Consider the following 17403-nt stretch of genomic DNA (forward strand, 5'->3'; position numbering starts at 1 on the left):
ATTAAAACGTATGCAGTCTTTAAACATCTATTTCGTTTCTTTGTTAAAGAAGACTTAGTACGAACTAAAAGATTGTAGATATGAAAATTCGTTATTTATCTTTGATAGTGTTACTGGTAATGAGCGTATTTGCTCCTATGCAGGCACAAACCTATGACAATTTGTGGAAAGAACTGGAAGTATTGGAACGAAAGGATCTGCCCAAGTCGGTTATTTCCGAAGCAATGAAAATCTACGATAAAGCAAAAGCGGAACAGAATGTACCGCAAATGATGAAAGCCTATCTCACTGCCATGCAGTACCGTTCCCTTTTAACTCCCGATAGCTTGAAGGTAGATATGAATGGTTTGGAACAATGGGCTTCCCAAACCGGCAGTATGGAAGACAAAGCTATATTGTATTCTATTCTGGGTGAAATGACCATGCCTGCCGACGTAAAAAAAGGATTGGGTTATTTGCAGGCCTCTCTCAAGGATAAAGACCGGTTATTACTTATCCCGGTCGAGAAATTGAGACCTATGGTGAGAGTGGGAGAGGCTAGTAAACGGTATTTTCGTGATAATCTGTACAACCTGCTGGCACGTCGTGCCATACAAATCATGCAGCAGTACAGGTGGCAGGCGGCTGCTAAAGCAAATCAGACAAACAGTCTGTCTGTGGATATGACGGATATGGATCAGTTTGTTACTTATCAGTTTGTTCCCGTCTCTGATTGTGACCTGACGGCAGCTGTCATGCAGACTTATCAGTCCTTGCTGAAAGCATATGATACGGAAACGGAGCGTGAGGGCTGGTTGCTGACCGGGATAGATGCATTGAATTACCTGTACCGCAATTTTTCCGGAAACTTCTCGAATGACGTATGCCAACAGGAACTTCGGAAGTGGATTCATACTTATCCGGCTGTGAAAACAGTCCCTGAAGCTTATCTGGCTTTGGCACAATTTCTACAGTATCAAAATAATCAGGTAGAGCGCTTGCGGATAGTTCGTGAAGGAATAGCCGGATACCCCCGTTACGAAGGTATCAACCAACTGAAGAATATAGAAAAGGAAATTCTGAATGCAAGCCTTTCACTGGAAATAGCTACGGCCTATCCGGGTGAACAGCAGTCGGTGAAAGTAAATTATAAAAACCTTACCGGCATCACCTTGCAGTTATATAAGGTGAATTTACCCGTAACCTCTGCCGTATTGCAGAACAGAACCACCCATTTTGAAAGTAAATATGCCCGTTTGCAACGCGAGGAGCATTTTTCTTTGAAACCTACTACAGATTATTTGAATGTCGATACCACCCTGACCATACAGGCTCCTCAAGCGGGAATTTATTTCTTAAAGGCAGTGCCCGATGGGAAGAAGGGCGTTTCGGACGGAACATTAATGAATGTCACCGCTTTAAAGACCATTTATCGTCCTCTGCCGGATGGTACGTTGGAACTGGTGGTGGTAGATGCAGTGAGCGGACAGCCTGTTTCTGAGGCGGAAGTAACCATTTATACGGAGAAGGGAGGAGGTTATTCTCCCCAACAGACCTACCAGGCGGATAAACAGGGTACTTTGAAACTGGATTTCCTGAATAGTAACAAATACTGGTATAATGCACATACGGCGGCTGATAATGCGATGCCCATCTTGAATCTTTGGAAAAACGATTATTACTATAAAGAGAGCAAGAGGAAAGAAGTTTTGCAATTATTTACCGACCGCTCCATTTACCGTCCCGGTCAAACCGTATATGTATCCGGCTTGGCTTATGAAATGGAAAAGGATTCTACGCGTGTGCTTGCGGATAAAAAATATACGGTATCCCTATATGATGCGAATAATAATGAAACAGGAAAAGTGGAAGTACGGACGAATGGTTTTGGCTCGTTCAGCGGACAGTTTGTTTTGCCCTCTCCTTGCCTGACCGGTTATTTTAGCTTGCGTGCGGCCGATACTTCTGTCAGTTTTAAGGTAGAAGAATATAAACGTCCCACCTTTGATGTCACGTTTGAGCCCGTGAAAGTGGAGTATCAAGTGGGTGACTCTATAGAAGTGGTGGGTATGGCAAAGACTTTTGCCGGTGCGCCTGTGCAGAATGCCAGGGTACACTATAATATATCTCGTTCCTATGCCTGGGTCTGGCGGTTTATGGGCAGAGGTTCAGCCCGTTGGGAGGGAGAGGCAATGACCGATGCGGATGGTAAGTTCAGCGTTCCGGTGCATTTTGAAATAGACTCGGACAGGAGAGAATCTCCGTTGTGGTATTATACGTACAACATACAGGCGGATGTGACGGATGGTGCAGGTGAGACACAGCAAGCTAATTTGTCATTGCCTTTAGGAAGTACTTCAATGGTGCTGAATATGGATAATCTGCCCGATAATTTGGTGAAAGAAAAGAAGCTGGAAATAAAACTGACAGCCATGAATCTTTCGGGTGAGCCGGTAGATACTCCGGTTACTTATCAGGTAGTCGAGATGGAGGAGCAGAAAGACGGTCAGGAAAAAGAAGGCAGAAAGGTATTGACCGGTACGGTGGAAGCCAACAAGAGTTTTGTTCCTGAGGCTATTTATGCCCTGCCTTCCGGCAATTATCGTTTGAAGCTCTCGGCTAAGGATACGCAGGGCAGAGAGTGTACGGCATCTAAGAATTTCCTTCTGTTTTCATTGAACGACAAGCGTCCGCCTTTCGTGATAACGGATTGGTTCTATCAGGATGGTCTGGAATTTGATGCAGCATCTCCGGCTACTGTATATATAGGTAGCAGCGAAAAGAATGTCTATCTGCTTTATGATGTATTTGCAGGAAATAAGCGCTTGGAAAGCAAACGTATAGAGCTTTCGGACTCGGTGGTCAGTTTCCGCTTCCCTTATAAGAAGGAATATGGTGACGGCATTCTGGTAAGTATGGCATTTGTGAAAGATGGCAGACTTTACAGTCATAATGCACGGATTATGAAACCGGCCCCTGAAAAGAAGTTGCAGCTGAAATGGACTACGTTCCGTGACAAACTCCGTCCTGGACAGCAAGAGGAATGGAAACTGACGGTACTTTATCCGGATGGAAGCCCGGCTGAGGCTGAAATGCTGGCTACTATGTATGATGCTTCTCTGGATAAAATCTATAGTGCACATAAGTTGGACTTTGGAGTGGACTTTCATTATGTGGTTCCTTTGACTTATTGGAATACATCCTATATGCGGAATGCTTATTTGTATGTTGATTTCCCGTTGAAGAGGCTCCGTGCGGTTCCTTTGGAATATAGTGAATTGATCATTCCATCTACAGGAAGAATGGAGGCTATGGTGGTAGGTTACGGAGGCAGTCCTCGTGCCACTCTTGCAGGAGCTTTGAAGATTAGAGGCAGGAGTGCCGCAAATGCTGTGATGAACCAGGAGGCTGTTACTGATATGGTGCTCCAGGAAGAAATGGTAGAAACATCTGCACAGGAAAAGGTAGAAATGGGCAGTTCTGAAGAACTGGCAGAAACGGGTGATATACAGATACGTGAAAACTTTGCGGAAACGGCATTCTTTTATCCACAGCTCCGCACCAATGAAAAAGGTGAAGTCAGTATTTCCTTTGTACTGCCCGAAAGCCTTACCCGATGGAAGTTTATGGGCTTGGCACATACCCGGAATGTGGATTATGGAAAGATAGAAGCTACCGCTACTGCCAGCAAGGAGTTTATGCTTCAGCCTAATATGCCCCGCTTTGTCCGCGTGGGAGATAAAGCGAATATTGCCGCTTCACTGATGAACCTGTCGGACAAGGGAGTGAAAGGGACTGTCCGCATGGAATTGTTTAATCCGGAAACAGAAAAGGTATTCTATTCACAAAAACAGAAGTTTGATGTGAAGGGAGGAGAAACCGGGCATGTGAACTTTACTTTTGAAGTGGGTGACAAATATGCGGTAATGGCATGCCGGATGGTAGCGGATGGAGATACCTTCAGTGATGGAGAACAGCGTTACATCCCCGTTCTGACAGACAAACAGTGGGTGACGGAAACCGTTCCTCTGAACGTGAATGGGGAAGGTGCGCATATTTTCTCTTTGGAAAACCTGTTTAACAAGCATAGCAAAACGGCTTCCGAACAACGGTTGACCGTAGAATTTACTGCCCATCCGGCTTGGTATGCCGTGCAGGCTTTGCCTGTAGTGGCTAATCCTCAGAATGAAGATGCTCTTTCTTGGGCTACCGCTTATTATGCCCATTCATTGGCTGCATGTATAGTCAAAGAAAATCCCCGTATCAAGCAAATCTTTGATAGCTGGAAGGCTCAAAGTGGCACGAAGGAGACTTTTATGAGCAATCTGCAAAAGAATCAGGAACTGAAAAATATACTGTTGGCTGAAACTCCTTGGCTGACAGAAGCTACCAATGAAGCCGAACAAAAACAGCGTATCGCCACTTTGTTTGACCTGAATACAATGAATAGCCAACTGGCTGTTTCTGTAGAGAAACTGGGAGAATTGCAAAATGCCGATGGCGCATGGAGTTGGTATAAAGGTATGCAAGGCAGCCGCTATGTAACCACTCAGGTAATGGAAATGCTGGTCCGGCTGAATGCATTGACTCATCAGGATGCTGACAGCCGGATGCAGCCTATGATTCAAAAAGGGTTCGAGTATTTAGGCAAGCAGGCAGCCGAAGAGTATAAGTCAATGAAAGAAGCTGAAAAGAAAGGAGCCGTCGGCCTCCGTCCGTCAGAGCAGGTTCTCAGGTATTTGTATATCTGCGTTTTGGATGGCAAGGCTCCGGTTGATAAAAAGGTGAACCAGTATTTCATAGACAAGTTATCCGGTGAGGGAAAAGAACTGACGATTTATGGAAAGGCGTTGGGAGCTATCATCTTGCAGCAAGCCGGTAAGGTGGCAGAAGCCAAGCTGTTTATGCAGTCATTGATGGAGTATTCTGTTGTGACGGATGAAATGGGACGTTACTTTGATACTCCTAAAGCCCGATATTCATGGTTCAGTTATAAAATTCCGACTGAAGTGGCTGCTATGGAAGCTATACAGCGTATAACAAAAGATACGAAAGCGATCGATGAAATGAAACGCTGGCTGTTGAAGCAGAAACAGACACAGACTTGGGAAACGCTGATTGCAACGGCTGATGCAGTGTATGCATTGATGGCTACAGGGGCTTCGGATTTATTGGCAAATACAGGAGGAGTAGAGATTACTTTAGGTAAAGAAATGATCCGGACTCCGGTAGATGATGCCATCGGTTATATCAAGAAGACGGTGATCGGTGATGTGATGAATATAAAGAAAGTAAGGGTGGATAAAGAAGGAACCGGAATGGGTTGGGGAGCCGTTTATGCCCAATATCTGGAAAGTATGGATCAAATAGGTGAGCAGGGAAACGGATTGTCTGTCAGCCGTCAATTATATAAAGGAGATGAGGCTTTGAATGAATCTGCTCCGTTAAAGGTTGGCGATAAGATTACCGTTCGCCTGACTGTAAAGGCTGACCGTGATATGGATTTTGTTCAGATTAAGGATGACCGTGCAGCTTGTATGGAACCGTTACAGGCAGTTTCGGGCTTCCGTTGGAGCAACGGGCTGGGATATTATCAGGCTACCAAAGATGCTTCGACTCAGTTCTTTATCGATCAGATGAGAAAAGGAACTTATGTCATAGAGTATCAGGTGTATGTGAACCGGACAGGAGAATATCAGACCGGAATTGCAACTGTTCAGTCTGCTTATGCTCCGGAATTCGGAGGGCATACGGGAGGATATCGGGTGATGGTGGAATAAAGACACGGGATGTCTGGAATTAATTGTGTGATTTCATAAAAAGTAAGTTAGCTTGCTAACTTACTTTTTTCTTATGCTTCTGCCGTCCACCCATTCTAGTCTTATTTCAAAACCATCTTCAGCCGTGCCATAAAAATAGCGGCCTGAAACGGATGGATATTCAATTATAAATGTATAACCATCTGAATAATATAGATACAACCAACCGTTTTGAATTTCCCAGTCAAACTTATATACCCTATAAAGTTCATCATTATAGTAACAGCGTTCTTCCGTACCTACACCATGATCTGTGAAAGCACCTGAGGTGAATGTGATGTAACTGTAAAGAGGTTCTCCATATCGGTCTTCAAATCCCATATCGCCCCACCAAGTCTTACCGTATAATCCTGAAATGTCAAATCCTCTTTCCTCATCGCTTTCACATGAAGAAAAACTTATCATTGTAATCAATGCAATGGCAACGAACCAGTAATGTTTTACTATTTTCATAATTTATCTGATTTTTAATGCGGGACAAAGATAAAGGTTATTCATAAGATAAAATAAATTATAGGCTGAAAAAATGGGTAAAGGATGTTTTTTGTCTATCTTTGCTATCTAAAAAGCATAAAATAATTGTATGAAACATATTATACTGATAGTAAGTTTGTTAATGGGAGTGACTTTGGGAGTACAGGCACAACCCAAAGCATTATTTGATAAGACAACGCATGAATTTGGAACTATTTTATGGAAAAATCCGGTGACGGCAACCTTTAAAATCACTAATAAAGGAGATAAACCTTTAGTGATATCTAATGTGACAACGTCTTGTGGCTGCACGGTTGCTGATTGGACCAAAGAACCGATTGCACCGGGAAAGACCGGGATTGTCAGTTCTACTTTTGACGCCAAAGCCATCGGACGTTTTCAGAAGAGCGTAGGCATTTATTGCAATGCCTCGAATAAACCTATCTATCTGGCTATCCGGGGAGAGGTAACAGCCGATCCTAAGAATTACACTTTCACACATCCTTTTCAAATTGGCGCTATTCGTCTGGATAAGGAAGAAATAGAGTTTGAGGATGCCAATAAAGGTGATAAACCGACTATGGAATTGTTGGTTGCCAATACGTCAGATAAACTATATACCCCTGTGCTGATGCATTTGCCTCCTTACCTCAGTGCTGTTGCAACTCCGGAAAAATTAGGAAGGGGACGTACGGGTAAAATCAAGATCACTCTTGATACGGATAAGCTGCCTAAATTGGGCTTGACAACAGCTTCTGTTTATCTATCCCGTTTTCCGGGAGATAAGGTAGGAGAGGAAAATGAAATTCCGGTTTCTGCCATATTATTGCCGGATTTCTCGCATATCAGCCAGCAGGAACGCTTGAATCCGCCTGCCATTCATCTTTCTGCTAAAGAGTTGCAGATGGGAGAACTGAAAAGCGATGAAAAGAAAGCACATACGATTATTGTTAAGAATGTAGGAAAATCTAATCTGGAAATTCTTGATTTGCAGGTGTTTAATTCTGCTTTGGGGGTCCAGTTGAAGAAACGTGTCTTGAAACCGGGTGCGTCTACCAAGTTGAAGATTACTGCTTTCGGTCAAAATTTGAAGAAAGTAAAGGGTACTCCGCGTGTCTTGATGATAACCAATGATCCTAACAATCCGAAGATAATTATAAAAGTAAAAGTAACCTCAAAAAAATAGCTATGGAACATCCTGAAAATAGTGAAGAATATAAGGGATTGACAGTGAACAAAGGTATTGAGCAACCATCTATTGTGAATCCTTATTTGAAACTACGTAAAAAACCTCGTCGTCGTGAGTTTTCCGTAGGTGAATATGTAGAAGGCATCGTAAAAGGTGATGTGACCGTATTGAGTCAGGCGGTTACTTTGGTGGAGAGTGTAAAACCGGAACATCAGGCTATTGCCCAGGAAGTGATAGAGAAGTGTCTGCCTTATTCCGGAAATTCTATGCGAATCGGTATCAGTGGTGTGCCCGGTGCCGGCAAGAGTACATCTATTGATGTATTTGGATTGCATGTGCTTGAGAAGGGAGGAAAATTAGCTGTTTTAGCTATTGATCCCAGTAGTGAGCGTTCTAAAGGCAGTATTTTGGGAGATAAGACCCGCATGGAGAAACTATCCGTCCATCCGAAGTCTTTTATACGGCCTAGTCCGTCGGCAGGTTCGTTGGGAGGGGTAGCTCGTAAGACTCGTGAAACGATCATACTTTGTGAGGCTGCGGGCTTTGATAAGATTTTTGTTGAAACGGTTGGAGTAGGGCAGAGCGAAACGGCAGTGCATTCTATGGTGGATTTCTTTTTGCTGATTCAACTGGCCGGTACTGGTGATGAATTGCAGGGGATTAAGAGAGGTATCATGGAAATGGCGGATGGAATTGTTATCAATAAAGCCGACGGCAGCAATATTGAGAAAGCAAAACTGGCTGCCAGTCATTTCCGCAATGCTTTACATTTGTTTCCTGCTCCTGATTCGGGCTGGAGTCCTAAAGTAATGACGTATTCCGGCTTTTATGGTATTGGAATTAAAGAAATCTGGGATATGATCTATGAATACTTCGCTTTTGTGAAAGCGAATGGTTATTTTGAATATCGCAGAAATGAACAGGCCAAGTATTGGATGTATGAGTCTATCAACGAGCATTTGCGTGATAGTTTCTATAATAATGAAAAGATAATTTCTATGTTGGCTGCAAAAGAGGAAGAGGTGCTGAATGGCAAACTGACTTCGTTTGTTGCTGCCAAAAAGTTATTGGATGCTTATTTCTCAACCTTGAAATAAGGTTTTGCTACCAACAGGCAAAACAAAAAACGCAGATTATGATTATTCATTAAATCTGCGTTTTTTTTATTGTCTGTGGTGGATGAAATTAGATAGAAAGTTCGTGAAGTACATTCACCAATTCTCTGTCTATAGGCTTGTCGTTCTTTATAGCTTTAGCGAAAGGTACATAAACAATCTTATCATCATCAATACCAATCATTACATTACGTTGTCCTTCCAATAGTGCTTGGATGCTGGCCACTCCCATACGGCTGGCAATGATTCGGTCATGCGCTGTGGGGCGTCCGCCACGTTGTAAATGTCCTAATATCGTTACACGCACATCGTATTGCGGATATTCGTTCTTCACACGTTCGGCATAGTGCATTGCACCCCCGGTCAGTTCGCTTTCGGCTACTAATACGATGCTACTGCTCTTGGATTTGCGGAAACCATGTTCGATGAATTCTTCCAATTGGTCAACTTCTGTGCTGAATTCCGGAATAATAGCTGCTTCTGCACCTGCGGCAATAGCGCCGTTCAATGCCAGGAAACCTGCATCACGTCCCATCACTTCAACAAAAAATAAGCGTTCGTGAGAAGTTGCCGTATCACGGATTTTATCTACTGCATCCAAAATTGTGTTCAAAGCTGTATCATAGCCGATGGTGGTGTCGGTTCCATACAGGTCGTTGTCAATCGTTCCGGGCAGACCGATACAAGGCACATCAAATTCCTGAGCAAAGATACGTGCACCGGTCAACGAACCGTCACCGCCGATAATGACCAAAGCATCAATCTCGTGCTTTTTCATATTTTCGTAAGCTTGTGCCCGTCCTTCGGGTGTCGTGAATTCTTTGCAACGGGCGGTTTTCAGAATGGTACCTCCCATTTGTATGATGTTGCTAACATTTTGGCTTTTGAATTCCTGAATTTCATCTGTTACCAATCCTTTGTAACCTCTATAAATGCCATATACTTTCAAGCCGTTATAGATGGCAGAACGTGTGACTGCACGAATGGCAGCATTCATTCCCGGAGCATCTCCTCCAGAGGTTAAAATACCAATACTTTTAATCGTTCCCATAAATACCCATTTTAATATTTTTATGTCGCAAAGTTAACAAATTATCAGTTGGACAACGATAATTTTCTATTTTTTATTGGTCTATTTTTCGTTTAAGATTGCTTTTTTACATTCTTCCATCAACCATTTGGGGGTGGAAGTCGCTCCACAAATGCCGATGGAACGGACGTCCTCGAGCAAGTTCCGGTCTATTTCTTCCGGCTGGTCAATGAGGTATGAATTCGGATTGATCTTTTTGCATTCTTGATATAAGATCTTTCCGTTTGAGCTTTTTCGTCCGCAGACAAAAAAGATCAGATCATGCGCTGCTGCAAATTTGCGGATGTTAGGCATCCGGTTGGCCACTTGCCGGCAGATTGTGTCGTAATATTCAAAAGTGGCATCGGGTGAGATATGCTCCTTGATATATTCTATGATTTGCCAGAATTCTTCCAAAGACTTGGTTGTCTGGGAGTACAAGCGTATGTCTTTGGTGAAGTCCAGATGAGCAGCTTCAGCAGGTGTTTCTATGACAATTGCTTTTCCATGAGTTTGACCTACCAGCCCCAGTACTTCGGCATGACCGTTCTTGCCATAAATCACGATTTGTGTGTCTTGACTTGCCGGAACATTGTCATACTCCTGTTTGATGCGCTTTTGGAGGCGTAATACTACCGGACAGGTGGCGTCAATGATCTCGATGTTGTTGGTACGGGCTATAGCGTATGTTTCAGGAGGTTCTCCATGTGCGCGCAACAGTACTTTGGCATCGTGTAATTGGGCAAACTCTTCGTGGTTTATTGTGATAAGCCCCATTTTTTTTAGGCGTTCACATTCCTGTCCGTTGTGTACAATGTCTCCCAGACAATAAAGAGTGTTTCCTTTTGCCAGTTCTTCTTCTGCTTTACGGATAGCTGTGGTGACTCCGAAGCAGAACCCAGATCCTTCGTCTATCTCTATGTTAACCATTTATCGCTGCTTGAAATTTTTCGGTCAGCCACTTTTTCTGTTCGGCAATGCTCATGTGGCTGTTGTCCAACAAGATAGCGTCATCCGCTTGCCGTAACGGGCTGACTTCACGGGTTTGGTCTATACGGTCACGCTCTTCCACATTTTCCAGAATTTTTTCATAAGAGGCCTCTTGCCCTTTACTTCTTAATTCATCATAACGGCGCTGTGCACGTATGGCAGCCGAGGCGGTTACAAATATTTTCAGTTCGGCATCGGGGAAAACAACGGTTCCAATGTCCCTTCCGTCCATGACAATTCCTTTGGCCTTTCCCATTTCCTGTTGTTGTTTCACCAAAGCCTCACGTACAAAACCCAAGGCGGCGATAGGGCTTACATGAGAGGAAACTTCCATGCTGCGGATGGCATCCTCTACATTTGTATCGTTCAGGAAAGTCATGGGGCGTTGTGTCTCCGGATTTAACCGGAATGAAATATGTATATCGGGCATCGCTGTTTTTAACGCTTCGGTGTCGATGCCTCTTTCCGTAAAGAACCCTTTCTGCAGGCTATATAATGTAACAGCACGATACATGGCACCGCTATCAATATAAATGTATCCTATTTCACGTGCCAAGTCTTTGGCCATCGTGCTTTTTCCACATGATGAATAACCGTCAATGGCAATAGTTATTTTTTTCATATATAATTAATGTATAGGTGACTACTAAAAACGCTTCAAAGATAGATAAAAGTTGGGTGTATGTCTATGAAATCGGATGAAAATAAAATGAATTAGCATATTTTTCATGTGAAAATACTTTTTATTTAAAAGATTTGTGTTACATTTGCCCTCAGTGAGAAACACTTAATTTTAAAACACAATTTATGGAAGTTAAAAAATCGCCTAAAGCAGATCTCGAAGGTAAAAAGAGTACCTGGCTGCTTATCGGTTATGTGTTTATCCTTGCTCTCATGTTTGTAGCTTTCGAATGGACTGATCGCGACAAGCAAGTGACTACGGAAACAGGTATAACCGATGTCGTATTTGAAGAAGAAATTATCCCTATTACGGAACAGGAACAAAAACAAGCTCCTCCTCCTCCCGAAGCTCCTAAGGTAGAAGAAGTGCTTCAGATCGTTGAAAACGATGCTAAAGTAGAAGAAACTGCCATTCAGGCTTCTGAAGAAACAGGTCAGGCTGTGGAAGTTAAATATGTTCCGGTAGAAGTGGAAGAAGAAGAACCTGAAGAACAGCAGATATTCCAAGTTGTAGAGGAAATGCCTGAATTCCCCGGAGGTATGGCTGAATGTTTGAAGTTCTTGGGTAAGAATATTAAATACCCCACTATTTCTCAGGAAAACGGTGTGCAAGGTAAGGTTATCGTTCAGTTTGTCGTTAATAAGGACGGTTCTATCGTTGACCCGGTAGTTGTGCGTAGTGTAGACCCCTACTTGGATAAGGAAGCACTCCGTGTAATCAAGACCATGCCGAAATGGAAACCTGGCAAACAGCGTGGTAAAGCTGTACGTGTGAAATATACAGTGCCTGTAACTTTCAAATTACAGTAATAAAATACTTTAATATCTTAATTAAGAGGCTGCCTTTAAAAAGCAGCCTCTTTTTCTAGAACCCCTTAATCAAAATAATTTATGGCTTTTTCTGCAGACCAGTTATTGGAAAAGGTAAATACTTATCTTGCTACGATGCCTTATGTGCGCGAACCAAAAGGATTGTATGCTCCTATAGAGTATGTCTTGTCATTAGGCGGTAAACGTATCCGTCCTGTTTTGATGTTGCTTTCCTATCAGCTTTACAAAGAGAATGTGGATGATATTTTACCACAAGCGGCAGGTATAGAGACTTATCATAATTATACATTGTTGCATGATGATTTGATGGATTGTGCGGATATGCGCAGAAACAAGCCTACCGTGCATAAGGTTTGGGATGAGAATACGGCTATTCTTTCGGGGGATGCCATGCTGGTGTTGGCTTATCGGCTGATGAATAATTGTCCGGAGCGTTATTTGAGGCAAGTGATGGATATTTTCAGTCAGACTGCTTTGGAAATTTGTGAAGGACAGCAGTGGGATATGGAATTTGAAACCCGGAATGATGTTACTGTTCCCGAATATATGGAGATGATTCGTTTAAAGACATCGGTACTTTTGTCTGCTGCGTTAAAAATTGGTGCTGTATTAGGGGGGGCTTCGGAAGATGATGCCCGCAAATTATACGATTTCGGTATCAAAATGGGATTGGCATTCCAGTTACAGGATGATTATCTGGATGTGTATGGGGATTCGAAAGTGTTTGGAAAAAATATAGGTGGAGATATTTTATGCAATAAGAAGACTTTTATGCTGATCAATGCGTTGGCTTTGGCAGATGGGATACAACGGAAGGAGTTGGAAAAATGGATAGCTTCTACTGCTTTTTGTCCGGAAGAAAAGATAAAAGCTGTAACAGCTCTTTATGATAAGATAGGCATCGGCGGAATTTGTGAAGAAAAGATTAACGCTTATTATGTCGAGGGGCTTTCGTTGTTGGAAAGTATAGCTGTGCCTTCTGAAAGAAAAGAAGAGCTGAAGTCTTTTGTTTGTCATTTGATGAATAGAAAAGTATAATATGATTGACACGCATTCTCATTTGTTTGTTGAGGAGTTTGATGAGGATTTGCCGGCTGTGATAGAACGTGCTCGGGATTCCGGAGTATCTAAAGTCTTTATGCCCAATATTGATGACACCACGGTGGAAGCGATGTTGAATGTCTGTACGGCATATAAGGGGTATTGTTTTCCTATGATTGGATTTCATCCGACTTCTGTTGGGGCTGATTCGTTATTCCGTATTTATGAGATGAAAAAGCTGCTTTCCGGTGAACATCCTTTTGTGGCTGTAGGTGAGGTGGGAATGGATTTGTATTGGGATAAGACATATTTGAAAGAACAACAGAAGGCGTTGGATATACAGATTCAATGGGCATTGGAATATCATCTGCCTTTGGTGTTGCATTGCCGTGAAGCTTTTCCGGAGTTGTTTGAAGTGATGGAACCTTATAAAAAAACTGAGTTAAGCGGTATCTTTCATAGTTTTACGGGTGCTCTGGAGGAAGCAGGGCAGGTTTTAGAGTATGCTCGTTTTTTCTTTGGAATCAATGGAGTCGTTACATTCAAGAAGAGTAGTCTGGCTGAGGTTTTACCTCATATCCCCTTAGACAGAATTGTTCTTGAAACGGATTCTCCTTATTTGGCTCCTGTGCCTTTCAGGGGAAAACGGAACGAGTCTTCTTATATAAAGAATGTAGCGATGAAACTTGCCGAAATCTATGGTCTGGATTTTAAAGATGTGGATAGAATTACTGCCAATAATGCTTTAAAAGTGTTCAAAATGGCTGAATAAGTTTTTAAAGTTTATTAATTTTGATAGGTAATTTAAATATTGGCAGGGCTAATTCTACGTAAGACGAAAAAAAAGAATACATTTGTAGCTGAAATCGCTTGCAGTTCCCGATTTTCTTTGTAATTTGCACCCGATTTTAAAAAAGATAGTATTGTGTCGCCCGAAAAGGAGAGATGCTCGAGTGGTTGAAGAGGCACGCCTGGAAAGCGTGTAAACGCCAAAAGTGTTTCGCGGGTTCGAATCCCGCTCTCTCCGCATTGTAATGGAAAGCACAACAGACTGGAAGACAATTAAAACAAATAAATAACAATTAATTAATTAATCTTAAAAATTAGACACACAATGAAAAAGTTATTTGCAATTCTTGCAGTGATGGGAGTCCTTACTTTAGGATCAGTTCAGCCTGTTATGGCTCAAGACGCAGCTCCGGCTCAAACAGAACAGACTACTGAAGCAGCAGTGGTTGAAGAAGGTGGTGGTCTTCACAAAGAGTTAAAAACCAAATTTATTGAAGGTGATGCCAGCTTCATGTCATTGGTAGCTATCGCATTGGTTTTAGGTTTGGCTTTCTGTATTGAACGTATCATTTATTTGAGCTTGGCTGAAACGAATACAAAGAAGTTGATGGCTAACATTGAGGCTGCTTTGGAAAAAGGTGATGTTGAAGCTGCTAAAACTGTATGTCGCAATACTCGTGGTCCGGTCGCTTCTATTTGTTATCAAGGCTTGATGAGAATAGATGAAGGTATTGATGTAGTAGAACGTTCAGTTGTTTCTTACGGTGGAGTTCAAGCCGGTTATTTGGAAAAAGGATGTTCTTGGATTACATTGTTCATCGCAATGGCTCCGTCTTTGGGATTCTTGGGTACTGTAATCGGTATGGTTATGGCGTTCGATAAGATTCAGCAGGCTGGTGATATTTCTCCGACAGTTGTAGCTGGTGGTATGAAAGTGGCTTTGATTACTACTATCTTCGGTTTGGTTGTAGCATTGATTCTTCAGGTATTCTATAACTACATCCTTTCTAAGATTGAAGGTTTGACAAGTGAAATGGAAGACTCTTCTATCACTTTGTTGGATATGATCACTAAATATAACTTGAAATACAAAAAATAATTAGGAGATGGCTAAGTTATCATATAAAGTGTCTTACTACATAATGTACATTTGCTTTGCGCTGATTCTTGTCGTGCTGGGAATGTTCTATTTTGTAGGATACAATAATCCGGTAGGTGAATATAATGCACCTGAACATACGGAAACATTGATTTACTTAATGTATGCAATGTTTGGAATATGTGTGGCAGTAACTGTAATTGGTGCGATAGCACAATTTGGCGCTGCCTTGAGAGATAATCCTAAAAGTGCAATAAAGTCTTTGATCGGCTTGGTCTTGTTTGTGGTAGTATTGGTCGTTTCTTACGGTATGGGTTCTGACTCTCCTGTTGTTTTGGCCGATGGTAGTGCTTACACTGATACAGGTTGGTTGAAAATTACTGATATGCTGATTTACTCCATTTATTTCTTGTTTGGTGTGGCTGCAATCGGTACTTTAGTAAACTTGAGCGGTATCTTTAAAAGATAATATTATCTACATTGATTAAATAATTTAAAACGAAGTAAGTAAAATGGCAAGAAAAAAAAGAGGCGTACCTGGAATTAACTCCAGTTCAACAGCTGATATTGCCTTTATGTTGCTTATTTTCTTCCTGATAACAACATCAATGGATACTGACCGTGGTTTGGCGAGACGGCTTCCGCCTCCTCCCGAAAACAAGGATCAGAAAGATGATGATATTATTGTAAAGGAACGAAACATCCTTCAAGTCCGTCTGAATAAAGACAACCAGCTGATGTGTGGTACGGACTATATTGATGTGAAGCAATTGAAAGAAAAGGCAAAAGAGTTTATAGCCAATCCGTATGATGATGAAAATCTGCCTGAAAAGCATAGAAAGAATATTCCTTTGCTGGGTGATTGTATGATTACGGAAAATCATGTAATCTCTGTTCAGAATGACGTTGGAACTAGCTATCAAGCATATATTGATGTGCAAAATGAATTGGTTGCTGCGTATAATGAACTTCGTAATGAACTAGGTAAAGCTAAATTTGGAAAGCTTTATAATGAGTGCAACGAAGATGAACAAAAAGCTATTCGTGAATATTATCCGCAGAAGATTTCTGAAGCTGAACCTAAAAAGTATGGAGGTAAGTAATGGGAAAATTTAATAAAACAGGTAAACGTGGAATGCCTGAGTTGAATACCTCTTCATTGCCTGACCTTATCTTTACCATGTTGTTCTTCTTTATGATTGTAACAACCATGCGTGAGGTTACATTGAAGGTTCAATTTCAGGTTCCTCAAGGAACAGAATTGGAAAAGTTGGAAAAGAAGTCGTTGGTTTCCTTTATTTATATAGGTAAACCGTTGCCGGAATTCCAAAAGAAAATGGGTGCTGAAAGTCGTATTCAGTTGAATGATAAGTTTGCTGAAGTGTCAGAAGTTCAGGACTACATTTATCAGGAACGTGAGAATATGAAAGAAGAAGACCAGCCATTTATGACAGTATCCTTGAAAGTTGATAAAGATACAAAGATGGGTATTGTACAGGATGTAAAGCAGGCACTTCGTCAAGCTTACGCTTTGAAAATAAACTATTCAGCTACTCAACGTCAGTAATAGTTATATAAGCATAGATAAAAAAGGAAGCTGTTTTTAACAGCTTCCTTTTTTTATGTTTTCCATTCTATTTGTTATGGACGAATTTATCCGTTACCTATGGCTAGTAATAGTACGTACAATGGATTTTTTGAGGACAAACTCCTGTGTGGTGGCTCAGGGAATTGAAGAAAAAGATGAAGAATGAATGTTCAGATCTCTTGTCCGTAAACTTCTTTGTAAAGAGTCTTTTTAACTTTCTCAAAATCACTTTCCATATCTATATCTCCATAGGTCATTAAGAGCATTGGTAGGCCGCTATCTCCCTTACGGTAGGGAGGTTGTATATAGGGCTTTTTATGTAAAGTGAATTCCAAACGTTTATAGAAGTGAATACGGCGTGTGCTCATTTCATCATTAGGCTCCTCTACTTCCAATACAATTGGACCTTTTAACTGTTTTTTTATCATTTCCAGCACACGTTTTCCATACCCTCCGTTTCTGAGGCTGGGATCAATAGCGAAATGTTCGATATAGTAAAAATCTCCCATTGTCCAATAGCTGATCATACCAATGCTGTTACCGTTTTCTAAAATAATGTTGTTGCAGAACCGGGGATTATTATCAGAATATTCTCTCTGCTGTACGGTATCACGGCGTTCTTCTTGAGGGAATGCCGTATGCATTAATTTTTCCACAAAGGTATAATTAACCTCATCTTGTGTTTTTACTTGTTTAATTTCAATCATTTTATCTGTCTTTGTTTAGTCTTAAGTTATGA

15 protein-coding genes and 1 tRNA gene are annotated in these 17403 nt (G+C 41.6%); 11 read left to right on the forward strand and 5 right to left on the reverse strand.

Annotated elements, in window-relative coordinates; genetic code table 11:
- The first annotated feature begins 80 nt into the window (after positions 1-80).
- Positions 81-5759: an alpha-2-macroglobulin family protein gene (locus BVU_RS09785; RefSeq protein ID WP_011965383.1), complete on the forward strand. Its 5679-nt coding sequence runs from the start codon at positions 81-83 to the stop codon at positions 5757-5759.
- 60 nt (positions 5760-5819) lie between these two features.
- Here BVU_RS09785 and BVU_RS09790 read toward each other — a convergent pair whose 3' ends face one another.
- Positions 5820-6251 (reverse strand): hypothetical protein, encoded by a 432-nt coding sequence (locus BVU_RS09790; protein WP_005845839.1) that lies wholly within the window; start codon positions 6249-6251, stop codon positions 5820-5822.
- 130 nt (positions 6252-6381) lie between these two features.
- Here BVU_RS09790 and BVU_RS09795 point away from each other — a divergent pair, with 130 nt between their 5' ends.
- Positions 6382-7458, forward strand: coding sequence for a DUF1573 domain-containing protein (locus BVU_RS09795; RefSeq protein WP_005845841.1), 1077 nt, complete (start codon positions 6382-6384; stop codon positions 7456-7458).
- 2 nt (positions 7459-7460) lie between these two features.
- Positions 7461-8558, forward strand: coding sequence for a methylmalonyl Co-A mutase-associated GTPase MeaB (meaB, locus tag BVU_RS09800; protein ID WP_005845843.1), 1098 nt, complete (start codon positions 7461-7463; stop codon positions 8556-8558).
- An 88-nt stretch (positions 8559-8646) separates the two neighbouring features.
- Here the strand turns inward: meaB and pfkA are convergent, their stop codons facing one another.
- From pfkA to cmk, 3 genes are all read right to left on the reverse strand, one after another.
- Positions 8647-9627, reverse strand: coding sequence for a 6-phosphofructokinase (pfkA, locus tag BVU_RS09805; RefSeq protein WP_005845845.1), 981 nt, complete (start codon positions 9625-9627; stop codon positions 8647-8649).
- Positions 9628-9708: 81 nt separating this feature from the next.
- A complete protein-coding gene (locus BVU_RS09810; protein ID WP_005845847.1) occupies positions 9709-10575 on the reverse strand; it encodes a 4-hydroxy-3-methylbut-2-enyl diphosphate reductase in 867 nt (288 codons plus the stop codon).
- Positions 10568-11257 carry a (d)CMP kinase gene (gene cmk / locus BVU_RS09815; protein ID WP_005845849.1) on the reverse strand — a complete coding sequence of 230 codons (690 nt, stop codon included), beginning with the start codon at positions 11255-11257 and terminating at the stop codon, positions 10568-10570. The genes BVU_RS09810 and cmk overlap by 8 nt, the downstream gene beginning before the upstream one ends.
- A gap of 185 nt (positions 11258-11442) precedes the next feature.
- Here cmk and BVU_RS09820 point away from each other — a divergent pair, with 185 nt between their 5' ends.
- The 8 genes from BVU_RS09820 (at position 11443) to BVU_RS09855 (ending at position 16643) form a co-directional block, all read left to right on the forward strand.
- Entirely contained in the window at positions 11443-12126 is a 684-nt protein-coding gene (locus tag BVU_RS09820; RefSeq protein ID WP_005845850.1) for an energy transducer TonB, read from the forward strand.
- Between the two features lie 81 nt (positions 12127-12207).
- Complete coding sequence (locus tag BVU_RS09825; RefSeq protein ID WP_011965384.1) at positions 12208-13185, forward strand: polyprenyl synthetase family protein; 978 nt, start codon at positions 12208-12210, stop codon at positions 13183-13185.
- A gap of 1 nt (position 13186) precedes the next feature.
- Positions 13187-13960, forward strand: coding sequence for a TatD family hydrolase (locus BVU_RS09830; protein WP_011965385.1), 774 nt, complete (start codon positions 13187-13189; stop codon positions 13958-13960).
- Between the two features lie 167 nt (positions 13961-14127).
- Positions 14128-14215: transfer RNA gene (locus BVU_RS09835), tRNA-Ser, on the forward strand.
- An 87-nt stretch (positions 14216-14302) separates the two neighbouring features.
- On the forward strand, positions 14303-15076 hold the full coding sequence (locus tag BVU_RS09840; protein ID WP_005845856.1) for a MotA/TolQ/ExbB proton channel family protein: 774 nt from the start codon (positions 14303-14305) through the stop codon (positions 15074-15076).
- 7 nt (positions 15077-15083) lie between these two features.
- On the forward strand, positions 15084-15545 hold the full coding sequence (locus BVU_RS09845) for a hypothetical protein (protein ID WP_005849022.1): 462 nt from the start codon (positions 15084-15086) through the stop codon (positions 15543-15545).
- A gap of 43 nt (positions 15546-15588) precedes the next feature.
- Complete coding sequence (locus BVU_RS09850; RefSeq protein WP_005845860.1) at positions 15589-16179, forward strand: ExbD/TolR family protein; 591 nt, start codon at positions 15589-15591, stop codon at positions 16177-16179.
- Positions 16179-16643 (forward strand): ExbD/TolR family protein, encoded by a 465-nt coding sequence (locus BVU_RS09855; protein ID WP_005845862.1) that lies wholly within the window; start codon positions 16179-16181, stop codon positions 16641-16643. Before BVU_RS09850 ends, BVU_RS09855 begins: the two co-directional genes overlap by 1 nt.
- Before the next feature lie 191 nt (positions 16644-16834).
- On the opposite strand, the gene BVU_RS09865 is transcribed toward BVU_RS09855, so the two are convergent.
- The gene (locus BVU_RS09865; RefSeq protein WP_005845863.1) at positions 16835-17371 is read right to left on the reverse strand and encodes a GNAT family N-acetyltransferase; all 537 of its coding nucleotides are present in this window, start codon (positions 17369-17371) and stop codon (positions 16835-16837) included.
- Positions 17372-17403: the final 32 nt, after the last annotated feature.

It is taken from the genome of Phocaeicola vulgatus ATCC 8482 (assembly GCF_000012825.1).
In the GTDB taxonomy this organism is placed as follows: Bacteria; Bacteroidota; Bacteroidia; order Bacteroidales; family Bacteroidaceae; genus Phocaeicola; species Phocaeicola vulgatus.

Bases quoted from the DNA above. Each gene is read 5' to 3' on its own strand.
- BVU_RS09845 (WP_005849022.1), top strand. From the start codon at position 15,084: ATGGCTAAGTTATCATATAAAGTGTCTTACTACATAATGTACATTTGC.
- BVU_RS09785 (WP_011965383.1), top strand. From the start codon at position 81: ATGAAAATTCGTTATTTATCTTTGATAGTGTTACTGGTAATGAGCGTA.
- BVU_RS09810 (WP_005845847.1), bottom strand. From the start codon at position 10,575: ATGGTTAACATAGAGATAGACGAAGGATCTGGGTTCTGCTTCGGAGTC.
- BVU_RS09855 (WP_005845862.1), top strand. From the start codon at position 16,179: ATGGGAAAATTTAATAAAACAGGTAAACGTGGAATGCCTGAGTTGAAT.
- pfkA (WP_005845845.1), bottom strand. From the start codon at position 9,627: ATGGGAACGATTAAAAGTATTGGTATTTTAACCTCTGGAGGAGATGCT.
- BVU_RS09830 (WP_011965385.1), top strand. From the start codon at position 13,187: ATGATTGACACGCATTCTCATTTGTTTGTTGAGGAGTTTGATGAGGAT.
- BVU_RS09840 (WP_005845856.1), top strand. From the start codon at position 14,303: ATGAAAAAGTTATTTGCAATTCTTGCAGTGATGGGAGTCCTTACTTTA.
- meaB (WP_005845843.1), top strand. From the start codon at position 7,461: ATGGAACATCCTGAAAATAGTGAAGAATATAAGGGATTGACAGTGAAC.
- BVU_RS09825 (WP_011965384.1), top strand. From the start codon at position 12,208: ATGGCTTTTTCTGCAGACCAGTTATTGGAAAAGGTAAATACTTATCTT.
- BVU_RS09795 (WP_005845841.1), top strand. From the start codon at position 6,382: ATGAAACATATTATACTGATAGTAAGTTTGTTAATGGGAGTGACTTTG.
- BVU_RS09850 (WP_005845860.1), top strand. From the start codon at position 15,589: ATGGCAAGAAAAAAAAGAGGCGTACCTGGAATTAACTCCAGTTCAACA.
- BVU_RS09820 (WP_005845850.1), top strand. From the start codon at position 11,443: ATGGAAGTTAAAAAATCGCCTAAAGCAGATCTCGAAGGTAAAAAGAGT.
- BVU_RS09865 (WP_005845863.1), bottom strand. From the start codon at position 17,371: ATGATTGAAATTAAACAAGTAAAAACACAAGATGAGGTTAATTATACC.
- BVU_RS09790 (WP_005845839.1), bottom strand. From the start codon at position 6,251: ATGAAAATAGTAAAACATTACTGGTTCGTTGCCATTGCATTGATTACA.
- cmk (WP_005845849.1), bottom strand. From the start codon at position 11,257: ATGAAAAAAATAACTATTGCCATTGACGGTTATTCATCATGTGGAAAA.